This window comes from Pseudomonas sp. SW-3, from assembly GCF_016615645.1.
In the GTDB taxonomy this organism is placed as follows: Bacteria; Pseudomonadota; Gammaproteobacteria; order Pseudomonadales; family Pseudomonadaceae; genus Aquipseudomonas; species Aquipseudomonas mandelii.
Genome location: NZ_CP067098.1, coordinates 1213163 through 1232338 on the forward strand (window position 1 = coordinate 1213163; position 19176 = coordinate 1232338).

At 60.7% G+C, this 19176-nt stretch carries 17 protein-coding genes and 1 pseudogene; 7 read left to right on the forward strand and 11 right to left on the reverse strand.

All coding sequences use genetic code 11. The annotated features are described in order from the left end of the window. Positions 1–8 precede the first annotated feature (8 nt). From JIO00_RS05325 to JIO00_RS05340, 4 genes are all read right to left on the reverse strand, one after another. The gene (locus JIO00_RS05325) at positions 9–2474 is read right to left on the reverse strand and encodes a fimbria/pilus outer membrane usher protein (protein ID WP_200667769.1); all 2466 of its coding nucleotides are present in this window, start codon (positions 2472–2474) and stop codon (positions 9–11) included. A 117-nt stretch (positions 2475–2591) separates the two neighbouring features. Next, positions 2592–3308, reverse strand: a complete 717-nt coding sequence (locus JIO00_RS05330) for a fimbria/pilus chaperone family protein (RefSeq protein WP_102593957.1) — start codon at positions 3306–3308, stop codon at positions 2592–2594. 46 nt (positions 3309–3354) lie between these two features. Beyond that, the gene (locus JIO00_RS05335; RefSeq protein ID WP_010463082.1) at positions 3355–3978 is read right to left on the reverse strand and encodes a DUF1120 domain-containing protein; all 624 of its coding nucleotides are present in this window, start codon (positions 3976–3978) and stop codon (positions 3355–3357) included. A 66-nt stretch (positions 3979–4044) separates the two neighbouring features. Continuing rightward, positions 4045–4674 carry a DUF1120 domain-containing protein gene (locus JIO00_RS05340; protein WP_145306876.1) on the reverse strand — a complete coding sequence of 210 codons (630 nt, stop codon included), beginning with the start codon at positions 4672–4674 and terminating at the stop codon, positions 4045–4047. A 355-nt stretch (positions 4675–5029) separates the two neighbouring features. Between JIO00_RS05340 and JIO00_RS05345 the strand changes: the two genes are divergently transcribed. The 4 genes and pseudogenes from JIO00_RS05345 to JIO00_RS05360 all read left to right on the forward strand — a co-directional run bounded on the left by JIO00_RS05345 (position 5030) and on the right by JIO00_RS05360 (position 7613). Further along, positions 5030–5662 carry a response regulator transcription factor gene (locus JIO00_RS05345; RefSeq protein ID WP_077748275.1) on the forward strand — a complete coding sequence of 211 codons (633 nt, stop codon included), beginning with the start codon at positions 5030–5032 and terminating at the stop codon, positions 5660–5662. Positions 5663–5764: 102 nt separating this feature from the next. Continuing rightward, positions 5765–6235 carry a nuclear transport factor 2 family protein gene (locus JIO00_RS05350; protein WP_010463079.1) on the forward strand — a complete coding sequence of 157 codons (471 nt, stop codon included), beginning with the start codon at positions 5765–5767 and terminating at the stop codon, positions 6233–6235. 40 nt (positions 6236–6275) lie between these two features. Next, positions 6276–6587: a GIY-YIG nuclease family protein gene (locus JIO00_RS05355; RefSeq protein ID WP_154911841.1), complete on the forward strand. Its 312-nt coding sequence runs from the start codon at positions 6276–6278 to the stop codon at positions 6585–6587. 88 nt (positions 6588–6675) lie between these two features. Next, a pseudogene (locus JIO00_RS05360) lies at positions 6676–7613 on the forward strand (glutathione S-transferase family protein). A 56-nt stretch (positions 7614–7669) separates the two neighbouring features. Here the strand turns inward: JIO00_RS05360 and JIO00_RS05365 are convergent. Together JIO00_RS05365 and yejK are read right to left on the reverse strand one after the other, a co-directional pair. Continuing rightward, entirely contained in the window at positions 7670–8020 is a 351-nt protein-coding gene (locus JIO00_RS05365; RefSeq protein WP_010463076.1) for a glutaredoxin family protein, read from the reverse strand. Then, the gene (gene yejK / locus JIO00_RS05370) at positions 8020–9024 is read right to left on the reverse strand and encodes a nucleoid-associated protein YejK (protein WP_010463075.1); all 1005 of its coding nucleotides are present in this window, start codon (positions 9022–9024) and stop codon (positions 8020–8022) included. Before yejK ends, JIO00_RS05365 begins: the two co-directional genes overlap by 1 nt. A gap of 394 nt (positions 9025–9418) precedes the next feature. On the opposite strand from yejK, the gene JIO00_RS05375 reads away from it, so the two are divergent. Further along, a complete protein-coding gene (locus JIO00_RS05375; protein WP_007905514.1) occupies positions 9419–9700 on the forward strand; it encodes an HU family DNA-binding protein in 282 nt (93 codons plus the stop codon). Positions 9701–9907: 207 nt separating this feature from the next. Here JIO00_RS05375 and rlmF read toward each other — a convergent pair whose 3' ends face one another. From rlmF to JIO00_RS05400, 5 genes are all read right to left on the reverse strand, one after another. Next, complete coding sequence (gene rlmF / locus JIO00_RS05380) at positions 9908–10930, reverse strand: 23S rRNA (adenine(1618)-N(6))-methyltransferase RlmF (RefSeq protein ID WP_010463074.1); 1023 nt, start codon at positions 10928–10930, stop codon at positions 9908–9910. A 247-nt stretch (positions 10931–11177) separates the two neighbouring features. Continuing rightward, positions 11178–14024 carry a valine--tRNA ligase gene (locus JIO00_RS05385; RefSeq protein WP_010463073.1) on the reverse strand — a complete coding sequence of 949 codons (2847 nt, stop codon included), beginning with the start codon at positions 14022–14024 and terminating at the stop codon, positions 11178–11180. Between the two features lie 265 nt (positions 14025–14289). After that, a complete protein-coding gene (locus JIO00_RS05390; protein WP_010463070.1) occupies positions 14290–14676 on the reverse strand; it encodes a hypothetical protein in 387 nt (128 codons plus the stop codon). Between the two features lie 8 nt (positions 14677–14684). Further along, positions 14685–15113: a DNA polymerase III subunit chi gene (locus JIO00_RS05395; protein ID WP_102593949.1), complete on the reverse strand. Its 429-nt coding sequence runs from the start codon at positions 15111–15113 to the stop codon at positions 14685–14687. Positions 15114–15173: 60 nt separating this feature from the next. Further along, positions 15174–16664, reverse strand: a complete 1491-nt coding sequence (locus JIO00_RS05400) for a leucyl aminopeptidase (protein ID WP_010463067.1) — start codon at positions 16662–16664, stop codon at positions 15174–15176. A gap of 307 nt (positions 16665–16971) precedes the next feature. Here JIO00_RS05400 and lptF point away from each other — a divergent pair, with 307 nt between their 5' ends. Both lptF and lptG read left to right on the forward strand, forming a co-directional pair. Further along, a complete protein-coding gene (gene lptF / locus JIO00_RS05405; protein WP_200667770.1) occupies positions 16972–18090 on the forward strand; it encodes an LPS export ABC transporter permease LptF in 1119 nt (372 codons plus the stop codon). Beyond that, the gene (lptG, locus tag JIO00_RS05410) at positions 18083–19144 is read left to right on the forward strand and encodes an LPS export ABC transporter permease LptG (RefSeq protein WP_077748280.1); all 1062 of its coding nucleotides are present in this window, start codon (positions 18083–18085) and stop codon (positions 19142–19144) included. Before lptF ends, lptG begins: the two co-directional genes overlap by 8 nt. Positions 19145–19176: the final 32 nt, after the last annotated feature.

The window sequence follows — 19176 nt, forward strand, 5'->3', positions numbered from 1 at the left end:
AGTCATCCTCAGAGGGCTCGGCACTTGGCGGGGGCGGTTTCGTAGTACGCGTCGGCGTCGGCGTCGGTGGGCAGCTCGAAGCGCAGTTCGCAGCGCTCCAGCTCCGGCGCGCTGATCCACAACGCACGGCGGTCGAGCGCGTTGGGCAAGAACACCAGGCCGCCGTCCTGCACCAGGGTCACGAACTCGCCATCCTCGGTGTTCACGGAGGCACCGCGCGGCAGGGGCGCGCCGTTGGCGGTGGTGGCCTTGAGTAAGGCCCGGCGGGTCATCGTGATGCCGAATTCAACGTTGTCGACGGCGCCGCGACCGGCCGAAATCACCGCCAGCCCGTTGTGAATGTCGGCGTTGCGCGGCAGGGTTTTGGTGTCGACTTCCACCGGGCTTTTGCCATAAGCCGTCACTTGCGGGATCACCGCCTGACCTTGCCAGTCGGTCCAGACCGGACCGCTGGGCGTCGACACTTTGATGGAACCCATGTCACCGACCGACAGCAACGCAAAGGTGTCGCTCACCGGGTACGGCGACAGCGTCACGCCACCGCCATGCAGCACGGCGCCACCGCGAGCGCTGGCCTGATAGCTGGAGCGCTCGGCATCGGCGCGGGTGTAATTGAGATCGAGCTGGGTGTAGCGCGGTAGCAGCGACACGCCGGCCGTGGATTGCACCTGTTTGTCGCGCGTGTCGTGTTCGACGCCAACCCGGTAACCCAGCTGATCGTTGACCCGTTCACTCAAGCCCACGCCGCTGCGGTATTCGCCGGCGGAACGGCGTACCCAGCTGCGTGCCCGGCGGTTCTCGCCCAGCGGAATGCTGAGGTTCAGGTAGATGCTGTCATCGTTGCCGTTCGAACCGCTGAGCTGCCATTCGGCGGTCGCCGAGACGGATACGCCCGCGATGCTGGTGCCCCAGGATGCGAGGGCGCGGCTGCTGCTTTGGCCGTCGAACGAACTGGACCGGCTGAAGCCGCTGCTGAAGGCGCCGAGCCATGGATGCGACCATGACAGGGCCGCGCTTTGCTGATCGCGGTAACGTGACTGGCTGTTGTCGGACGTGTTGGCGAACACCGCCTCCTCCAGTTCCCGGTAGCCCAGGGTTCGGTAAGAACTGCCGGCACTGAGCGCCCACTGCTCGTTCAACCGATGCGAGACGTTCAGGTCGGCTTGAAGCCCCTGGCTGGCGTGTCTGCCGCTGGCGTCCGCGCCGGTCAGCGTGGCTTGCACCTGAGTGAACGGCGAGGGCAACAGGCCGACGCTGGCACCCACCGCGCGATAGTCGGCGGCGCCGGTGAGGCCGGCGCTGAGCAATAGTTGCGGGGCGAGCGCACCGCTCCAGCCGCCGCTGATGACCCAGGGATCGCCTCCCTGAGCGTCACCGACACTGCGCACCTGACCGGCGCCCAGCGAATAACCGGGCGCTGGCAAACTGACCCCCAACATCGCGGCCGGCACGGTAAAACGGCGCTCGCTGCCATCGGTCTCCTTGATCGTGACTTCCACGTCGGAACGCGTGTTGAGCCGCCGCACGTTGGTGAGCACGAACGGGCCGGCGGGTACCACCGTGGAATGGATCAGCGAACCGTTTTGCCGGACCTCGACCTGGGCCTGACTGTTGGCGATCCCTTCAATGACCGCGCTTTGCCCTTCGACCTGCAGGGCTTGTTCATTCAGCACTTGCACGCCGGTGATCTGCGCACCGGCGAGCACCGGGTTGTAGAGGTTGATCTGACCCGCCTGCAACACCGCTTCCTGGCTGGCGAAAGTCCGCTGGGCGTAGGCCGCAATATGAGTCGTTGTGGACACGTCGTCCTGCCAGGTCTGCACCTGGCGGCTGCGCACGATCCAGTCACCGGCATTGAAGCCGAGTTCGGTATTGGCCGAGGCGTAGCGGCTGGTGCTGTCACTGGAACGGCTGTGCAAACCGGTGACGTCGTAGTTGATCAAGCCGGCGAAACCACCGGTTTGATAGCCGGAAAAATCCCGGGCAGTGGGGCGTATCGCATCGGTGGGCACGATCAGCGACAGGGCCAGGCCAGCGGGGTTCGGTTCGATGACGGTCTGCGGCGCGCGGCCTAGAAAGTCGTGGCATGGGCCATCGTCCAGCGTAAGCGCGGGCACCGTTAGGTTCGCCGCATCGAGCAGCGTGCGATCGAAGCACAACGCCCCTTCGCGATCGAACGTGACGTCGACCCGGCCATGACGCTGGCCGTTGACGGTGAGCGTGACAGGGTGGCGGCCGGCCGTGAACTGCGGCGCCTGCATCAGCAGCGTCGCCAGCGCCGGATCGATGCCGCGCTGCCGTAACGTGTCTTTGTCGAACGACGCTGGCATCGACGCCTCACCGTAGGCATCGAGCATCATCAGCGCGTTGCTCAGCAGCACCGCCAATATGGTTCGCTGCCATGGATGAGGGCGAGCGCCGTCGCGAATAACGGGCACGGCTTCGCCATCACGGTAATTCGATACTGTGTTCATCAGGATCACTTGGGTTATTGCGGCGTGCGGTTACAAGCACGCCTGTGGCAACGACCTGGGGGCCGTCGCCTTGAAACATGGGCGCTCATCGTTCCTTGATGACGCCGTCAGGGTGGTTCAGGACTGGATGGGCGCCTCGTAATGCGGCACGGCAAAGCCGTAGACCGTCGCCGGTTGAAAACGCACCTGCGTGGCGGCGCCTTCGGGCACCTTGATGCTGATGTGCTCACCGGGCAGCACGTAGGTTTTCGGCAGCATCGCGTTGCCCGCGGCCGGCAACAATTGCACTTCCTGGCCCAGACGCACCACGTAAGGCGTGTCGTTGCGCACGGTCAGTTGACCGTCTTTCAGCGACCATTGCAGGTCGGTCCACGGCGTGCGATTGGGCGCCAGGCCTTTGGGGTGCAGGATCACCGGTAAGTTCTGGCGCACCGTCACGCCGACACGGGCCTGACCTGCCTCGGCAGGCGCTTTGCCTTGGGGGATGCCTTCGAAGATCACCCGCTTCAAGCGCTGAGTGAGCAGCGGTTTGTCCGTTTGCAGAATGAACCGCACCAATTGGGTTTTGCCCGCTTCGACGCGCGCCAGGGGGGGCGTCACGAACACCAGCGATTCGCTGTCTTCGGCAATGTCTTCGAGGGTGACGTGCATCAACGCCAGGTTGGCATCGGTGTTGGTCACCGACACGGACGCTTCACCGTCAGCCTCGTTGACGATGACCACCGAAGTGTTCGGCACCATGCCGTCGGCCTGGGCGTGTGCGGTCAGCAGCAGGGCGAATGCGCCGATGCCCGAATGGAACAGATGACGGGTGACACTGGAAAGCATCGTCATGACGTGTCTCGTTGAAAGTTTTAAAAAAGGAGCCTGGATTACCGGCCTATCGATAATTCAGCTGCACGGTGACATGCCCGTCGATGGGGATTTCGTCGGTCAGCGTCAGGTCGTTCGCGCGAACGATGGTGGTAAACGCCGTGAGCCGCGCGCGCAAATTCTTGATGGCGATCGGTGTACCCAGGTCGTTCAACGCCGCGAACGCGGTCCGGCCGGCGTGTCCCAGGTAGGAAGACACTCGCCAGGAGGCACCGTCGTTCAAGGACATGATGGTTTTCACCGCCGCCCCATCGGCCACCGTATCGAACAGGCCGAACGCAACACTGCCCAGGTTTTGGTCGTCATTGACGACGCCCAGCCCGTGACTGTTAGGGTGAAAGACGGAAGAGCCTTCGCGATTGTCGATCGTCGTCAGGGTAAACCGCGTGGCGGCATCACAATTCACCTCCAGATACAGCGTGCCGTTTTCCAGGGCCGTGGGCTGGTCAGGTCTCAGATCTTTCACCGTCACTTTGCCGTGGTCGACGATGCCGCCGCCGGACAGGCTGGGCGTGCAGGCGCCGGGTGTAATCAGGCCGGTAACGCTCAGCTCGGTGCTGCTGGCGGCCAGGGCTGCGGGGGCACAGATGAGCAACAGGGGCGCCAATCGAGCGAGGGAGCATCTTTCCATGATGGTTCGTCCTTTGAGTGAGCGGGCATTGCCGTGGGCCGGGCTTTGCTCGTTGATGACGGAGGGTTACAGGTACTTGATCTGTAGGGTTGCGGAGCCGTCGAGCGTCACTTCGTCGGTCAGGGTCAGGCCGTTGGTGGGGGCAATGCCGGTACGCACATACAGATCAAGGCTCAACTCCTTCATCGCGATGGGAGCAATGACGGTCCCCAGAGCACCGACACTCCAGATGTTGTCGACCCCCCAGAATGCTGTCGACCCTTCCTTAAGCCAGGTCTTGCCGCCATCAGTGGAGAGAATGGCTTGAGCTTGGGTGGCGTCCGCCATCACATTGCGCGGAGCAACGCGAAAGTGCCCCAGCTTTTCGTGGGTATTGATCAGCCCCAGACCAAAGTAATTGCCCGACGTGCCTGTGCCTGCACGGTTATCAATCGGGCTGATCGCAAACGGCGTAGCCGCATCGCAGTTCACTGTCATTTGCATGATTATTTCAGGCAAGTAAGTGTGCTTGTCGGGATTGAGGTCTTGTACGGAAAACTTGCCGTGATCGGCAATACCGCCGCCGGCCAGTGCTGGTGTGCATGCATTTGGCGTGATCAGACCCTTCACGGTCAGGTCCGTGCTGGAGGCGGCAATAACGGACGATGCGCCAGTCAGCAGCAAAGTAGCCGTCAGGAGGGTTATGTATTTGTTCATGCGTCGACGCTTCCTTGATGAAAGATGATTGAGGAGTTTGCCCGGAGCGGGCAGGGCGCAATCTATCGGTCGAGGTCGCCGGACGAAATGCAACTAATACGAAAAAGGCGGGGCGAGTGTATGAAAGGTCAGGGCGGGCTACAGAGCGTCATCGTTCGACCTGTTGTCTGTAGTCTTTTGGTGTGAGCTGCGTAGCTTTAAAACGTAGGGCGGTTCCTTTTGTTTTATCAGAGAAAGGACAGGGGCCCGGATCCGTTGAGGACGGTGGTTGAGCGGTCGAGATTGGTCGTTGTGGTCGGAATAGGACGGCGTTACTTTTCGCGTATTCCAGTCACCACACAGGATAAATCCGACAATGCGCGTAATTATTGCTGACGACCATCCTGTCGTCCGCATCGGGTTACGGATGCTCATCGATCTAAGCCGGACGTGTGTGATCGTGGGTGAGGCCGATGGCCCGGACAGCCTGTTGAGCCTGCTCTCGACCACGCCGTGCGATCTGTTGATCACGGACTTCTCCATGCCGGGCAACCAACAGGCCGACGGACTGAAGATGCTGAGCACGGTTCGACGTCACTACGCTTCGACGCCGATCATTCTGGTCACCATGTTTGCCAACGTTGCGACGCTCAGGGTGGCATTCGCGCAAGGCGTGATGGCGATCGTGGCCAAGGATGCCTCGGCGACGGAGCTCCCTCTGGCAATCAAATCAGTGGGTGAAGGGCGGCGTTTCATCAGCGAGTCCTTGCGTACCGCGCTGGCTCAGGCAGACGTCGAGGCTCATTCGCATTCCCCTTCGCTGTCGGCCAAAGAACATGAAGTGGTGAGAATGCTCGCCAGCGGCATGACCGTCAGTGAGATCGCGAGCTATTTCAAACGCAGTGTGTCGACCATCAGTAAACAAAAAAGCATGGCCATGCAGCGGCTGGGCATTTCCACGGATGTGGATCTCTTCGCTTATGCCCGGGACAACGGCATGGTGCACTAGGCGACAGCGGACCCCAGGGTATTCCCGCCACGAATGCCGATAGTGTTCCGCGCATTTGTTGACTATCGTGCAGGCAATCCTTCAAACGTCCGGAGCCTGCCCATGAGTGATGCCAACCGCGCATTGATCACCCAGTTCTACCAAGCCTTCCAGCGGCTGGATGCCGAGGCCATGAGCGCCTGCTATACCGATGATGTGCTGTTCAGCGATCCGGCATTCGGCGAATTGCGCGGACGCGATGCCGGGGACATGTGGCGCATGCTCACGACGCGGGCGAAGGATTTTTCCCTGACGTTCGACAACGTTCGCGCCGAGGACCGCACGGGCGGCGCGCATTGGGTCGCGACCTATCTGTTCAGCCAGACCGGCAACACGGTGGTCAATGATATTCAGGCGCAGTTCGTGTTTCGTGACGGCAAGATCTGCGAGCACCATGACAGCTTCGATATGTGGGCCTGGTCGCGCCAGGCGCTGGGTTTCAAAGGCCTGCTGCTGGGCTGGACTCCGGCGGTAAGAAATGCCGTTCGCGCTCAGGCGTTGAAGGGGCTGAAGGCATTCCAGGCCAGTCGCTGATAAGATCGCGGCTTGTTTCCTATCAAGCCTTGATCGTGACGTGACTACCCTCAGCGAAATCCCCGCCGATGCCGATACGCCGGTGAGTAAACCCTGGTTCGTCTACCTCGTTCGCGCGGCCAATGGTTCGCTGTACTGCGGGATCAGCGACGATCCTGTGCGCCGCTTCGCTACCCACCAAAGTGGCAAGGGCGCACGCTTCTTCCTCTCCAGCCCTGCCGTTGCCTTGGTCTACACAGAAGTCTGCCGCGACAAAAGCGAAGCCTTGCGTCAGGAACGCTTGATCAAAAAACTCAGGAAAAGCGCCAAGGAATGTCTGGTCGCAAGCGCCGTCGCGGGCTTATCAACCTGACTGATAAGTGCCCATCAGGCAGACCTGTAGGCTGCTCCCGAATTGCGCGCTAAGCTGCGGATTCCTAATCCGTGCGGCGGAGCCGAGCATGTCCGAGTTGATTCTTCATCATTACCCGACGTCCCCTTCGCCGAAAAGGCCCGCTTGCTGCTGGGTTTCAAGGGGTTGTCCTGGCGCTCGGTAAAGATCGCGCCGATCTTGCCAAAACCCGATCTGACCGCCCTGACCGGTGGCTACCGCAAGACGCCAGTGCTGCAGGTTGGCGCAGATATTTACTGCGACACATCGCTGATCGCCCGTCGACTGGAGCAGGAGAAAGCCTTGCCGGCCTTCTTTCCGGAAGGCCAGGAAATGATCGCCGCGACGTTCGCCGCCTGGGCCGATTCGGTGGTATTCCAGCATGCCGTGAGCCTGGTGTTTCAACCGGAATCGATCGCGGTGCGTTTCGGCAATCTGCCACCGGAAGCGATCAAGGCGTTTCTGGCTGATCGCGCCGGACTCTTCAGTGGCGGCAGCGCGACAAAGTTATCCGCCGAGCAAGCCCGGCATCAATGGCCGACAATCATGGCGCGCCTGGAGCAGCAGCTTGAGCGCGAGCAGGGCGACTTTCTGTTCGGCGAGCCATCGATTGCCGACTTCGCGCTGGCCCATCCGATGTGGTTCCTCAAGGCCACGCCCGTGACCTCGCCGTTGGTTGATGCATATCCGGCGGTGTCGGCGTGGTTGGGTCGCGTGATGGGGTTCGGGCATGGCGCGTTCAGCGAGATGACCTCCGAGGCCGCGCTGGACGTTGCGCGTAATGCCACACCCGCCGCGTTACCGGACGAGCAGTTCGATGAGCCGAACGGGTTTGAGCCTGGCCAGCAGGTGGTCATCGCGGCAACGGATTACGGCGTTGATCCGGTGGCGGGCGAGTTGTTGTTTGCGGGCAGAGAGGAATTGATTCTGCGTCGTGAAGACGAGCGGGCCGGAGTGGCGCATGTGCACTTTCCGCGGTTTGGGTTCCGAATCGACAAACGCGTATAAAACTGCCTGTGGCGAAGGGATAAATCCCCTCGCCACAGGTGTGTGAGCCTGATCAGTTACTTCAGGGCGGCGAGGATTTCATCCGGGTCATACCCGCGAATCAACGTCCCGTTCACATCGATCAGCGGAATCCCGCGTCCACCCAGCGCCTCATATGCCTTGCGTGCCTCGGCATCCTTTTCGATATCGAATTCCTTGTACGGAATGCCTTTCTGATCGAGAAAGCGTCGGGTCAGCTTGCAGTAGCCACACCATTCGGTCGCGTAGAGCACGACGTTGGCTTTGGCCTGGGTCTGCTCGGACACCACTTGGCTGGGACTGAACACCCGCTCGATCTTGCCCCAGTTCTGGTAAACCACGACCACCAGCAGGATCAGCAGGAATTTCTTCAGCACGCCGTTCAGCATCAGTTGCGTCGCTTCAGCTGATCGGTCAGCTGCGTGGGCAGGCCCTTGATAATCAGTGTGCCGGCCTCTTCGTCGTATTCGATCTTCGAGCCCAGCAGGTGCGCTTCGAAGCTGATGGACAGGCCCTCGGCGCGGCCAGTGAAGCGACGGAACTGGTTCAACGTGCGTTTATCCGCCGGGATCTCCGGAGACAAGCCGTAATCCTTGTTGCGGATGTGATCGTAGAAGGCTTTCGGGCGCTCTTCGTCGATCAGTTCGGAGAGTTCTTCCAGGCCCATCGGTTCGCCGAGCTTGGCCTGGCTGCTGGCGTAATCGACCAGGGTCTTGGTTTTCTCGCGGGCGGATTCTTCCGGCAAATCTTCGCTTTCAACGAAATCACTGAAGGCCTTGAGCAAGGTACGGGTTTCGCCAGGGCCGTCGACGCCTTCCTGGCAACCGATAAAGTCGCGGAAATACTCCGACACCTTTTTCCCGTTCTTGCCTTTGATGAATGAAATGTACTGCTTGGACTGCTTGTTGTTCTGCCACTCGGACACGTTGATCCGCGCGGCCAGGTGCAACTGGCCCAGATCCAGGTGACGGGACGGGGTCACGTCCAGCTGATCGGTCACTGCAACGCCTTCGCTGTGGTGCAACAGGGCGATCGCCAGGTAATCGGTCATGCCCTGCTGGTAATGCGCAAACAGCACGTGGCCGCCCACGGAGAGGTTCGACTCTTCCATCAGCTTTTGCAGGTGTTCCACCGCCACCCGGCTGAACGCCGTGAAATCCTTGCCGCCCTCGAGGTATTCCTTCAGCCAGCCGCTGAACGGATGCGCCCCGGACTCGGCATGGAAGAATCCCCAGGCCTTGCCTTGTTTGGCGTTGTAGCTCTCGTTGAGGTCGGCAAGCATGTTCTCGATGGCGCTCGATTCGGCCAGTTCCGAGTCGCGAGCGTGGAGAACTGCGGGTGTGCCGTCGGGTTTTTTGTCGATCAGGTGGACGATGCAATGACGGATCGGCATGGGCTTCTCGGCTGATTGAAGAGAGGAGGGCGTGCTCCCCCAAAAAGTGCCAAGTGTACCGCAACCACTGGTTTTGGCGCGGTTCGTAGGGTAATTCGCAGCCGTGCGACTGCCCTTATGCAGTTTTTTCCCGTTTTAGAGCAATAAAGCTGACCAAATGGGTAGCTAGAGGCGGATATTTCCCCGTCTCTGTGCTAGTTTTGCCCCGTCTTACGCGAAGTCACTGCGTTAAGCGTGCATTCAGCATTTGTCAGGTCGAACCAAACCCTGATTTCGGTATCTATAACCCCGATCCAGTGGTTATTGGCCGAGGGTGCCAGATCCAGAAGATCGGGCTCGATGGCTGACACTGCACTCTGCAATCCATATGAATTTGATAGGGAAGGAACACTACATGGCTCTTACTAAAGACCAACTGATCGCCGACATCGCTGAAGCTATCGACGCGCCAAAAACCACCGCGCGTAACGCTCTGGACCAACTGGGCCAAATCGTTGCCGATCAGCTGGAAAACGGCGGCGAAATCACTCTGCCAGGTATCGGCAAACTGAAAGTGACTGAGCGTCCAGCCCGTACCGGCCGTAACCCTTCGACTGGCGCTGCCATCGAAATCGCTGCCAAGAAAGTTATCAAGCTGGTTGTGGCCAAAGGCCTGACCGACGCTGTTAACAAGTAAGACGCAGTAAAAAAAGCCGTGCTCCGGAGCAATGCGGGCACGGCTTTTTTGTGTCTGTGATTCAGTGACTGACCTGAAAACACCGCTAACCCCATGTAGGAGTGAGCCTGCTCGCGATGGCGCTGCATCAGTCGACATCATCGTTAACTGACACGCCGCTATCGCGAGCAGGCTCACTCCTACAGTTGATCTGCGGTGGTCAGTGACTCAGCTCTTGCGAGCCCAACGTTCGCGCCAGACCTGCTGCTCGGACTTGGTCTGGAAGGTCCAGGCGACGAAGCGGCTTTGCTTCTGCCCCTGGGACATTTCCACGACCTGGCTTTCCAGAACACCGGCCTTTTTCAGCGCCGTCTGGATCGAAGGCAGGTTAGAAGCCTTTGACACCAACGTGCTGAACCACAAGACCTTGTGCTGGAAGTGCGCACTCTCGGCGATCAGTTGCGTCACAAACCGTGCTTCGCCACCCTCACACCACAATTCTGCCGATTGACCGCCAAAGTTCAGCACCGGCAGTTTGCGTTTAGGATCGGCGCGGCCCAAAGCGCGCCATTTACGCTCGCTGCCTTTGGTCGCTTCGTCCATCGAAGCATGGAACGGCGGGTTGCACATGGTCAGGTCAAAGCGTTCGCCGGGTTCCAGCAAGCCCAGCAGAATGTGCTTGGGATTGCTTTGCTGACGCAACTGGATGGCTTTGTTCAGTCCGTTGGATTGCACGATGGCTTTGGCCGCAGCCACCGCAGTCGGGTCGATTTCCGAACCGAGGAAGTGCCAGCGGTAGTCGCTGTAGCCGATCAACGGATAGACGCAGTTGGCGCCCATGCCGATATCGAGCACTTTGACCGGTGCGCCACGAGGGATTTCGCCGTCGTTGACGCTGGCCAGCAGGTCGGCCAGGAAGTGCACGTAATCGGCACGGCCCGGAACCGGTGGGCAGAGGTAATCGGCCGGGATATCCCAATGGGCGATACCGTAGAACGACTTGAGCAGCGCCCGGTTGAACACCCGCACCGCATCCGGGCTGGCGAAGTCGATGCTTTCCTTGCCATAAGGGTTGATGATCACGAACTTCGCCAGTTCCGGCGTGGTTTTGATCAGCGCCGGGAAGTCGTAGCGACCCTGATGGCGGTTGCGCGGGTGCAGGCTGGCCTTTTCGCGCGGCTCAACGGCTTTGGCCGGTGTCGCGGTGTCGGGCTTCTTGCGCGCAGGTCTTGGAGTGCGGGGGGCGTTCATGGGCGTGGTCGATTCGGGTATGGCTAAAAGTGGCGGGTATTGTCCCACAGTCGATAGCCGCGTGGGGATCCTGTAGGAGCGAGGCTTGCCCGCGAAAGCGATCTGTCTGCCACCTCAATGCCAGACATGACGGCCCCTTCGCGGGCAAGCCTCGCTCCTACAGGAAGTGGTTTGCGGTGTATGGGGGGAATGTGGCGGGCATAAAAAAGGGAGGCCGCTTGGCCTCCCTTTTCATCGCGATTAACCGTTACAGGCTGGCAATCCGCGCATGCTGCTCGGCCAACTTGCCCAAAGCCTGTTCAGCCTCAGCCAGTTTGGCGCGTTCTTTCTCGATGACTTCGGCCGGAGCCTTGTCGACGAAACCGGCATTGGACAGCTTGCCGCCCACCCGCTGAACTTCGCCCTGCAGACGCAGGATTTCCTTGTCCAGGCGTGCCAGTTCGGCGTCCTTGTCGATCAGGCCGGCCATCGGCACCAGCACTTCCATCTCGCCCACCAGTGCGGTGGCGGACAGCGGTGCTTCTTCGCCGGCAGCCAACACCGTGATCGATTCGAGGCGAGCCAGCTTCTTCAGCAGGGCTTCGTTCTCGGTGAGACGACGCTGGTCTTCGGCGCTGACGTTCTTCAGGAACAGGTTCAACGGCTTGCCCGGGCCGATGTTCATCTCGGCGCGAATGTTGCGCGTGCCGAGCATCAGCGTCTTCAGCCACTCGATGTCATCTTCGGCACCTTGATCGATGCGCGCTTCATTGGCCACGGGCCAAGGTTGCAGCATGATCGTCTTGCCTTCGATACCGGCCAGCGGCGCGACGCGCTGCCAGATTTCTTCGGTGATGAACGGCATGAACGGGTGCGCCAGGCGCAGGGCAACTTCCAGCACCCGAACCAGGGTGCGGCGGGTGCCGCGCTGACGTTCGACCGGGGCGTTTTCGTCCCACAGCACAGGCTTGGACAGTTCCAGGTACCAGTCGCAATACTGGTTCCAGATGAACTCGTACAAGGCTTGTGCGGCCAGGTCGAAGCGGAACTGGTCGAGCTGACGGGTTACTTCGGCTTCGGTGCGTTGCAGCTGCGAGATAATCCAGCGATCCGCCAGGGAGAGTTCGTAAGCCTCGCCGTTCTGGCCGCAGTCTTCGCCCTTGTCCAGAACATAACGCGCGGCGTTCCAGATCTTGTTGCAGAAGTTGCGATAGCCTTCTACGCGGCCCATGTCGAACTTGATGTCGCGACCGGTGGACGCCAGCGAGCAGAAGGTGAAGCGCAGGGCGTCGGTGCCGTAGCTGGCGATGCCGTCGGCGAACTCTTCGCGGGTCTGCTTCTCGATCTTCTTCGCCAGTTTCGGCTGCATCATGCCGGAGGTGCGTTTCTGCACCAGCTCTTCGAGCTCGATACCGTCGATGATGTCCAGCGGGTCCAGGACGTTGCCCTTGGACTTGGACATTTTCTGGCCCTGGCCATCGCGGACCAGGCCGTGAACATAAACGGTCTTGAACGGAACCTGCGGCGTACCGTCTTCGTTCTTCACCAGGTGCATGGTGAGCATGATCATCCGGGCGACCCAGAAGAAAATGATGTCGAAACCGGTCACCAGCACGTCGGTGGAGTGGAATTTCTTCAGGAATTCGGTCTGCTCCGGCCAGCCGAGCGTGGAGAAAGTCCACAGGCCCGAACTGAACCAGGTATCCAGAACGTCGTTGTCCTGTTGCAGCGCAACGTCCGGGCCGAGGTTGTTCTTGGCACGCACTTCGGCTTCGTCGCGGCCGACATAGACTTTGCCCGACTCGTCGTACCAGGCCGGAATCCGGTGGCCCCACCACAGCTGACGGCTGATGCACCAATCCTGGATGTCGCGCATCCACGAGAAGTACATGTTTTCGTATTGTTTCGGCACGAACTGAATGCGGCCGTCTTCAACCGCAGCGATGGCCGGCTCGGCCAATGGCTTGGTAGAGACGTACCACTGGTCGGTCAGCCACGGCTCGATGATGGTGCCGGAGCGGTCGCCTTTCGGCACTTTCAGGGCATGATCGTCGACGCTGACCAGCAAACCAGCGGCATCGAAGGCGGCCACAATCTGCTTGCGCGCTTCGAAACGGTCCAGACCGGCGTATTCGGCCGGAAGCGTGCCGTCGATGCTTTCGTTGAGCGTGCCGTCGAGGTTGAACACCTGACAGGCCGGCAGTACGGCGGCGTTCTTGTCGAAGATGTTCAGCAGCGGCAGGTTGTGGCGCTTGCCGACTTCGTAGTCGTTGAAATCGTGGGCCGGGGTGATTTTCACGCAACCGGTGCCGAATTCAGGATCGCAGTAATCGTCGGCGATGATCGGGATGCGGCGGCCGACCAGCGGCAACTCGACAAATTTACCGATCAGGGCCTGGTAGCGTTCGTCGTTCGGGTTAACCGCGACGGCGGCGTCGCCGAGCATGGTTTCCGGGCGAGTGGTCGCGACGATCAGGTAGTCCTTGCCTTCGGCCGTCTTGGCGCCATCGGCCAGCGGGTATTTCAGGTTCCACAGGAAACCTTTCTCGTCGTGGTTTTCCACTTCGAGGTCGGAAATCGCCGTGTGCAACTTGGTGTCCCAGTTGACCAGGCGCTTGCCGCGATAGATCAGGCCGTCTTCGTGCAAACGAACGAACGCTTCTTTAACGGCTTCCGAGAGGCCGTCGTCCATGGTGAAACGCTCGCGGCTCCAGTCGACGGACGAGCCGAGGCGGCGGATCTGACGGCTGATGTTGCCGCCGGACTGATCCTTCCACTCCCAGACTTTCTCGAGGAATTTTTCCCGGCCCAGATCGTGACGATTCTGGCCCTGGGCTTCGAGTTGGCGTTCCACCAGCATCTGCGTGGCGATACCGGCGTGGTCGGTGCCCGGCTGCCACAGGGTGTTGCGACCCTGCATGCGGCGGAAACGGATCAGGGCGTCCATGATCGCGTTGTTGAAGCCGTGACCCATGTGCAGGCTGCCGGTGACGTTCGGCGGCGGGATCATGATGGTGTAGGACTCGCCCGCGCCTTGCGGGGCGAAGTAATTCTCTGACTCCCAAGTGTTGTACCAGGAAGTTTCAATGGCGTGCGGCTGGTAGGTCTTATCCATGCGCGGCGGGACCCTATTGGCATTTATTCAGGAAAAGCCGGCAAGTATAGCGGGGCATGGGGCAGAGGGCGAGCAGGGGCAGACCGGGCGCAGATCAAATGTGGAATGATCCTGTGGCGAGGGAGCTTGCTCCCGCTGGGGCGCGAAGCGGCCCCGATAACAGCAAGTCAGGTGTGTCAGGTACATCGTGTGTTCAGGTTTTGCGGTTGCTTTGCAACCGAGCGGGAGCAAGCTCCCTCACCACAGACGCCCGCTCGACTCAGTGTTATTCGTACTGGCTGAGCAACCGTTCCATCCGCGCATCCAGCCGGCGCTTGATCTCGGTTTCGATATGCGGTGCGAAGTCGTCGATCACGTCTTGCATGATCAACAGCGCTGCCGCACGCAGTTCACTGTCCAGGTGCAGCAAGGCGTCGGGGCCTTTGCTGGCCGCGGGTGCCGGTTGCGCGGCAGGGGCGGGCGGTGTCGGTTCGACGGTCTGCGGCGCAGCGCTGACGGAGTCGAACAGCATGGGAATCTGTTCCTGATCACCTTCGATGACCGTGTCGGTCAGCAGCGGCGGTTGCAGGTTGTCATCGCCGAGCAGTTGGCGGATCGACTCGAGGTCATCCAGCAGGTGCGCGGACTTTTGCTGCGGTTTTGGAGTGTCCATCGGAATGCTCAGAGTCGCTGTAAACGGTGATCTTGCAGAGGATAGCCCTGTTCGCGATAGAAACGGAAACTCTCCCGCGCGGCCGCTCGAATCGTCGGATCCTCCACCACCACTTCCGCTACACGGGCGAACTTGCTGGCAAAGGCCGGGACTTTCAGGGCAAGGTTGACCAGCAGATCCTGATGCGGACCGCAGTCATCGCCAAGACCCAGGACAATCAAGCTATCCGGCTCACTTTCGGCAGGACCGTGAGGCACGAAGCTTTCGCCCTTGAAGGCCCACAAACGCGCGTCGAGATCCTCGCGTTGGGCGGCATCGCTGCAATGCAGGTAAATGCGGTGGCCCATGCGCCAGGCTTTTTCGGTGAGCTTGCAGGCGAAATCCAGCCGTGCCGACGGATCGGCGCTGGGCAGGACATAGAAGTCGACTTTGGTCATTGCGGTTCCTGAGCCCGGGGCTGCGTTACTCGAAAGCAACGCAGCCCGAGGTCATCGGTTTCAGGCTTTGGCGCGGTCCAGCAGGTATTGGGTCAGCAACGGAACCGGACGGCCAGTGGCGCCCTTGTCCTTGCCGCCGCTGGTCCATGCGGTGCCGGCGATGTCCAGGTGCGCCCAGTTCAGGTTCTTGGTGAAGCGCGACAGGAAGCAGGCGGCGGTGATGGTGCCGGCTTTCGGGCCGCCAATGTTGGCGATGTCGGCGAACGGGCTGTCCAGCTGCTCTTGGTACTCATCGAACAGCGGCAGTTGCCAGGCGCGGTCGTCGGCGGACTTGCCAGCGCTCAGCAGTTGAGCGATCAGTTCGTCGTTGTTGCCCAGCAGGCCGGAGGTGTGCGCGCCCAGTGCAACGACGCAAGCGCCGGTCAGGGTCGCGATGTCGATCACGGCTTGCGGCTTGAAGCGCTCGGAGTAGGTCAGGGCATCGCACAGCACCAGACGGCCTTCGGCGTCGGTGTTGAGGATTTCCACGGTCTGACCGCTCATGGTGGTGACGATGTCGCCCGGGCGCGAAGCATTGCCGCTCGGCATGTTCTCGGCGCACGCCAGGATACACACCAGGTTGATAGGCAGTTTCAGCTCGAGCACGGCACGCAGGGTGCCGAACACGCTGGCTGCGCCGCCCATGTCGTACTTCATTTCATCCATGCCCAAGCCAGGCTTGAGGCTGATGCCGCCGGTGTCGAACGTGATGCCTTTGCCGACCAGTGCGTAAGGTTTCTCGGATTTCTTGCCGCCGTTGTATTGCATGACGATCAGGCGCGGTGGCTGGGCACTGCCCTGGCCCACGGCGTAGAACGAACCCATGCCCAGGTCCTTGATCTTCTTCTCATCGAGGACTTCGACTTTGAGGGTCTTGAATTCCTTGCCCAGGTTCTTGGCTTGTTCGCCAAGGAAAGTCGGGTGGCAGATGTTCGGCGGCAGGTTGCCCAGGTTGCGGGTGAACGCCATGCCGTTGGCAATCGCAGTGGCGTGGGCCACGGCGCGCTCGACTTCGGCCTGTGCCGCCTTGATGGTCACCAGGGTGATTTTCTTCAGGGCGCGAGGTTCGGCTTTCTGGCTCTTGAACTGGTCGAAGGTGTATTCGCCATCCACCAGGGTTTCGGCCAGCAGGCGGGTCTTGCCGTAGCTGTCGCGGCCCTTGACCACGATTTCGTCCAGCGCCAGAACGGCGTCGGTGCCGCCCAGGCCTTTAAGGGTATTGAGGACGCCGGCGATGATTTTACGGAACGGGCGGTCGCCCAGCTCTTCGTCCTTGCCCACGCCGACCAGCAGAACGCGTTCGGCCTTGAGGTTCGGCAGGCTGTGCAGCAGCAGGCTCTGGCCGACTTTGCCGGCCAGGTCGCCGCGCTTGAGTACAGCGCTGAGGGCGCCGCCGCTCAGTTCGTCGAGTTGTCTGGCAGCGGCGCCGAGCTTGCGGCCTTCGCCGACGGCGACCACCAGAGTGGCGGTCTTCAACGTTTCTGGGCTAACGCTCTTTACAACCAGTTCCATGTCCGGGTCCCTGAATGAATGGTCAACGTGCGCGGGCAAAACGGCGGCGCACAGACGCTTGCTTATAGATAGAAAGACGCAGGTCACGGCCCGCGACAAAGGCCGCAGTTTGAACCTCGCTCCCTGCGCCTGACAACCCTCGGTTGTACGATCTTCAACGCATTACCCGCCTGCTTGAGCATGCGCAGTGACAGGCGCACCCAATCACAGGATAATGCGCCAACTTTTTCGGCGGCTCTGCCCTGCGGGCTGTCTGATACGTTTGCTTGTTTGGCCGCCTTAGCCTGACAACCCTGGAGTGTCTGGTTTGATTGTCTTCCGTTATCTGTCCCGCGAAGTCCTGTTGACCTTGAGCGCCGTCAGCGCCGTGCTGCTGGTCATCATCATGAGTGGGCGCTTCATCAAATACCTTGCCCAGGCGGCCTCGGGCCTGCTGGATCCGGGCTCCCTGTTCCTGATCATGGGCTTTCGTCTGCCAGGTTTCCTGCAACTGATCCTGCCGTTGGGCCTGTTTCTCGGGATCCTGCTGGCCTACGGTCGCCTGTACCTTGAAAGCGAAATGACCGTGTTGTCGGCCACCGGCATGAGCCAGCAACGTCTGTTTGCCATGACGCTGTTTCCGGCCACGCTGGTTGCGCTGGTCGTGGCCTGGCTGAGTCTGAGCCTGGCGCCACAAGGTGCCAATCAGTTCCAGTTGCTGCTGAACAAGCAGGATGCGCTGACCGAGTTCGATACCCTTGAGTCGGGTCGCTTCCAGGCGCTACGTGACGGGACTCGGGTGACCTACACCGAAACGCTGTCGGATGATCGCATCAACCTCGGTGGCGTGTTTATTTCGCAAAAGAACGTCTCGTCCGATAAGAAGGATCGCGGGATCTCCGTGCTGGTGGCCGAGAAGGGTCGTCAGGAAATCCGCCCTGACGGCAATCGCTACCTGATTCTCGACAACGGCTATCGCTACGACGGTAACCCGGGGCAGGCCGACTACCGGGCGATCAAGTACGAGGAATACGGCGTATTGCTGCCCAAGCCGGACGTCAGCGACGAAGTCACCGACCGCGATGCAATGACCACCCGTTCCTTGATCGGCAGCGATGACATTCGTTCGCGCACTGAGCTGCAATGGCGTCTGTCCCTGCCGTTGCTGGTGTTCATCGTGACCTTGATGGCGGTGCCGCTATCGCGGGTCAATCCACGTCAAGGCCGTTTCCTCAAGCTGCTGCCGGCGATTCTTCTTTATATGGCTTACCTGAGCATCCTGATTGCCGCGCGCGGCGCCCTCGAAAAAGGCAAGATCCCGCCGGCGCTGGGGTTGTGGTGGGTTCACGGCATCTTCCTGGCCATTGGCCTGGGCTTGCTCTACTGGGAGCCGTTGCGCTTGAAGATGGCGAGTCGCCGCAGTGCGCTGGAGGTGGCTCGTGGTTAAGCTCGATCGCTACATTGGTAGCAGCGTATTCGTAGCCATCCTGGCGGTGCTGGGGATTATCCTTGGCCTGGCGACCCTGTTTGCCTTCATCGATGAGATGAGTGAGGTCAGCGACACCTACACCTTGGTGGACGTCTTGAGCTACGTCTTGCTGACCGCGCCCCGTCGTTTGTACGACATGTTGCCGATGGCGGCACTGATCGGTTGCCTGATCGGCCTTGGTAGCCTGGCCAGCCACAGCGAACTGACGATCATGCGCGCCGCCGGTGTGTCGGTCGGCCGGATCGTCTGGGCCGTCATGAAGCCGATGCTGGTGCTGATGGTGGCGGGGGTGCTGATCGGCGAGTACGTCGCGCCGGCCACCGAAGTCACCGCTCAGGCCAACCGTTCCCTGGCTCAGGGTGGCGGCGATGCACAGAGCGCCAAGCATGGCTTGTGGCATCGCCAGGGTGACGAGTTCATTCACGTCAACTCTGTGCAGCCGAACGGTCTGCTGTACGGCGTCACCCGTTATCGTTTCGACAATGAGCGCCATATGCTGTCGTCCAGCTTCGCCAAACGGGCGAAGTTCGATCAGGATCACTGGCAGTTGAGCGACGTCACCACCACGCTGTTCCATGAAAAGAGCACCGAAGTGGTCACTGCACCGGAAGAGCGTTGGGATGTTGCCTTGAGTCCGCAGCTGCTGAGCACGGTGGTGATGTCGCCTGACACGCTGTCGATCAGCGGTCTGTGGGGTTACATCCACTACCTGGCTGATCAGGGCCTGAGCAACGGCCGTTACTGGCTGGCATTTTGGGTCAAGGTGTTACAGCCGCTGGTGACCGCCGCGCTGGTACTGATGGCGATTTCCTTCATCTTCGGGCCATTGCGCTCGGTGACCCTTGGTCAGCGGGTCTTCACTGGCGTGCTGGTCGGCTTCACCTTCCGCATCGTCCAGGATTTGCTGGGGCCTTCGAGCCTGGTGTTCGGTTTTTCGCCGCTGTTTGCGGTGCTGGTTCCGGCCGGTGTCTGTGCCCTGGCGGGTGTCTGGCTGTTGCGCCGAGCCGGCTGATCAGGGCGTTCCCCCGACCTCGCTGGTGATAA

What these genes read in the sequence shown, in the direction of transcription:
- JIO00_RS05375 (WP_007905514.1), top strand. Translation starts at nt 9,419, where the DNA reads ATGGCTCTTACTAAAGACCAACTGATCGCCGACATCGCTGAAGCTATC.
- JIO00_RS05395 (WP_102593949.1), bottom strand. Translation starts at nt 15,113, where the DNA reads ATGACCAAAGTCGACTTCTATGTCCTGCCCAGCGCCGATCCGTCGGCA.
- JIO00_RS05330 (WP_102593957.1), bottom strand. Translation starts at nt 3,308, where the DNA reads ATGACGATGCTTTCCAGTGTCACCCGTCATCTGTTCCATTCGGGCATC.
- yejK (WP_010463075.1), bottom strand. Translation starts at nt 9,024, where the DNA reads ATGCCGATCCGTCATTGCATCGTCCACCTGATCGACAAAAAACCCGAC.
- JIO00_RS05390 (WP_010463070.1), bottom strand. Translation starts at nt 14,676, where the DNA reads ATGGACACTCCAAAACCGCAGCAAAAGTCCGCGCACCTGCTGGATGAC.
- JIO00_RS05325 (WP_200667769.1), bottom strand. Translation starts at nt 2,474, where the DNA reads ATGAACACAGTATCGAATTACCGTGATGGCGAAGCCGTGCCCGTTATT.
- JIO00_RS05365 (WP_010463076.1), bottom strand. Translation starts at nt 8,020, where the DNA reads ATGCTGAACGGCGTGCTGAAGAAATTCCTGCTGATCCTGCTGGTGGTC.
- JIO00_RS05340 (WP_145306876.1), bottom strand. Translation starts at nt 4,674, where the DNA reads ATGAACAAATACATAACCCTCCTGACGGCTACTTTGCTGCTGACTGGC.
- JIO00_RS05350 (WP_010463079.1), top strand. Translation starts at nt 5,765, where the DNA reads ATGAGTGATGCCAACCGCGCATTGATCACCCAGTTCTACCAAGCCTTC.
- JIO00_RS05335 (WP_010463082.1), bottom strand. Translation starts at nt 3,978, where the DNA reads ATGGAAAGATGCTCCCTCGCTCGATTGGCGCCCCTGTTGCTCATCTGT.
- JIO00_RS05345 (WP_077748275.1), top strand. Translation starts at nt 5,030, where the DNA reads ATGCGCGTAATTATTGCTGACGACCATCCTGTCGTCCGCATCGGGTTA.
- rlmF (WP_010463074.1), bottom strand. Translation starts at nt 10,930, where the DNA reads ATGAACGCCCCCCGCACTCCAAGACCTGCGCGCAAGAAGCCCGACACC.
- JIO00_RS05400 (WP_010463067.1), bottom strand. Translation starts at nt 16,664, where the DNA reads ATGGAACTGGTTGTAAAGAGCGTTAGCCCAGAAACGTTGAAGACCGCC.
- JIO00_RS05385 (WP_010463073.1), bottom strand. Translation starts at nt 14,024, where the DNA reads ATGGATAAGACCTACCAGCCGCACGCCATTGAAACTTCCTGGTACAAC.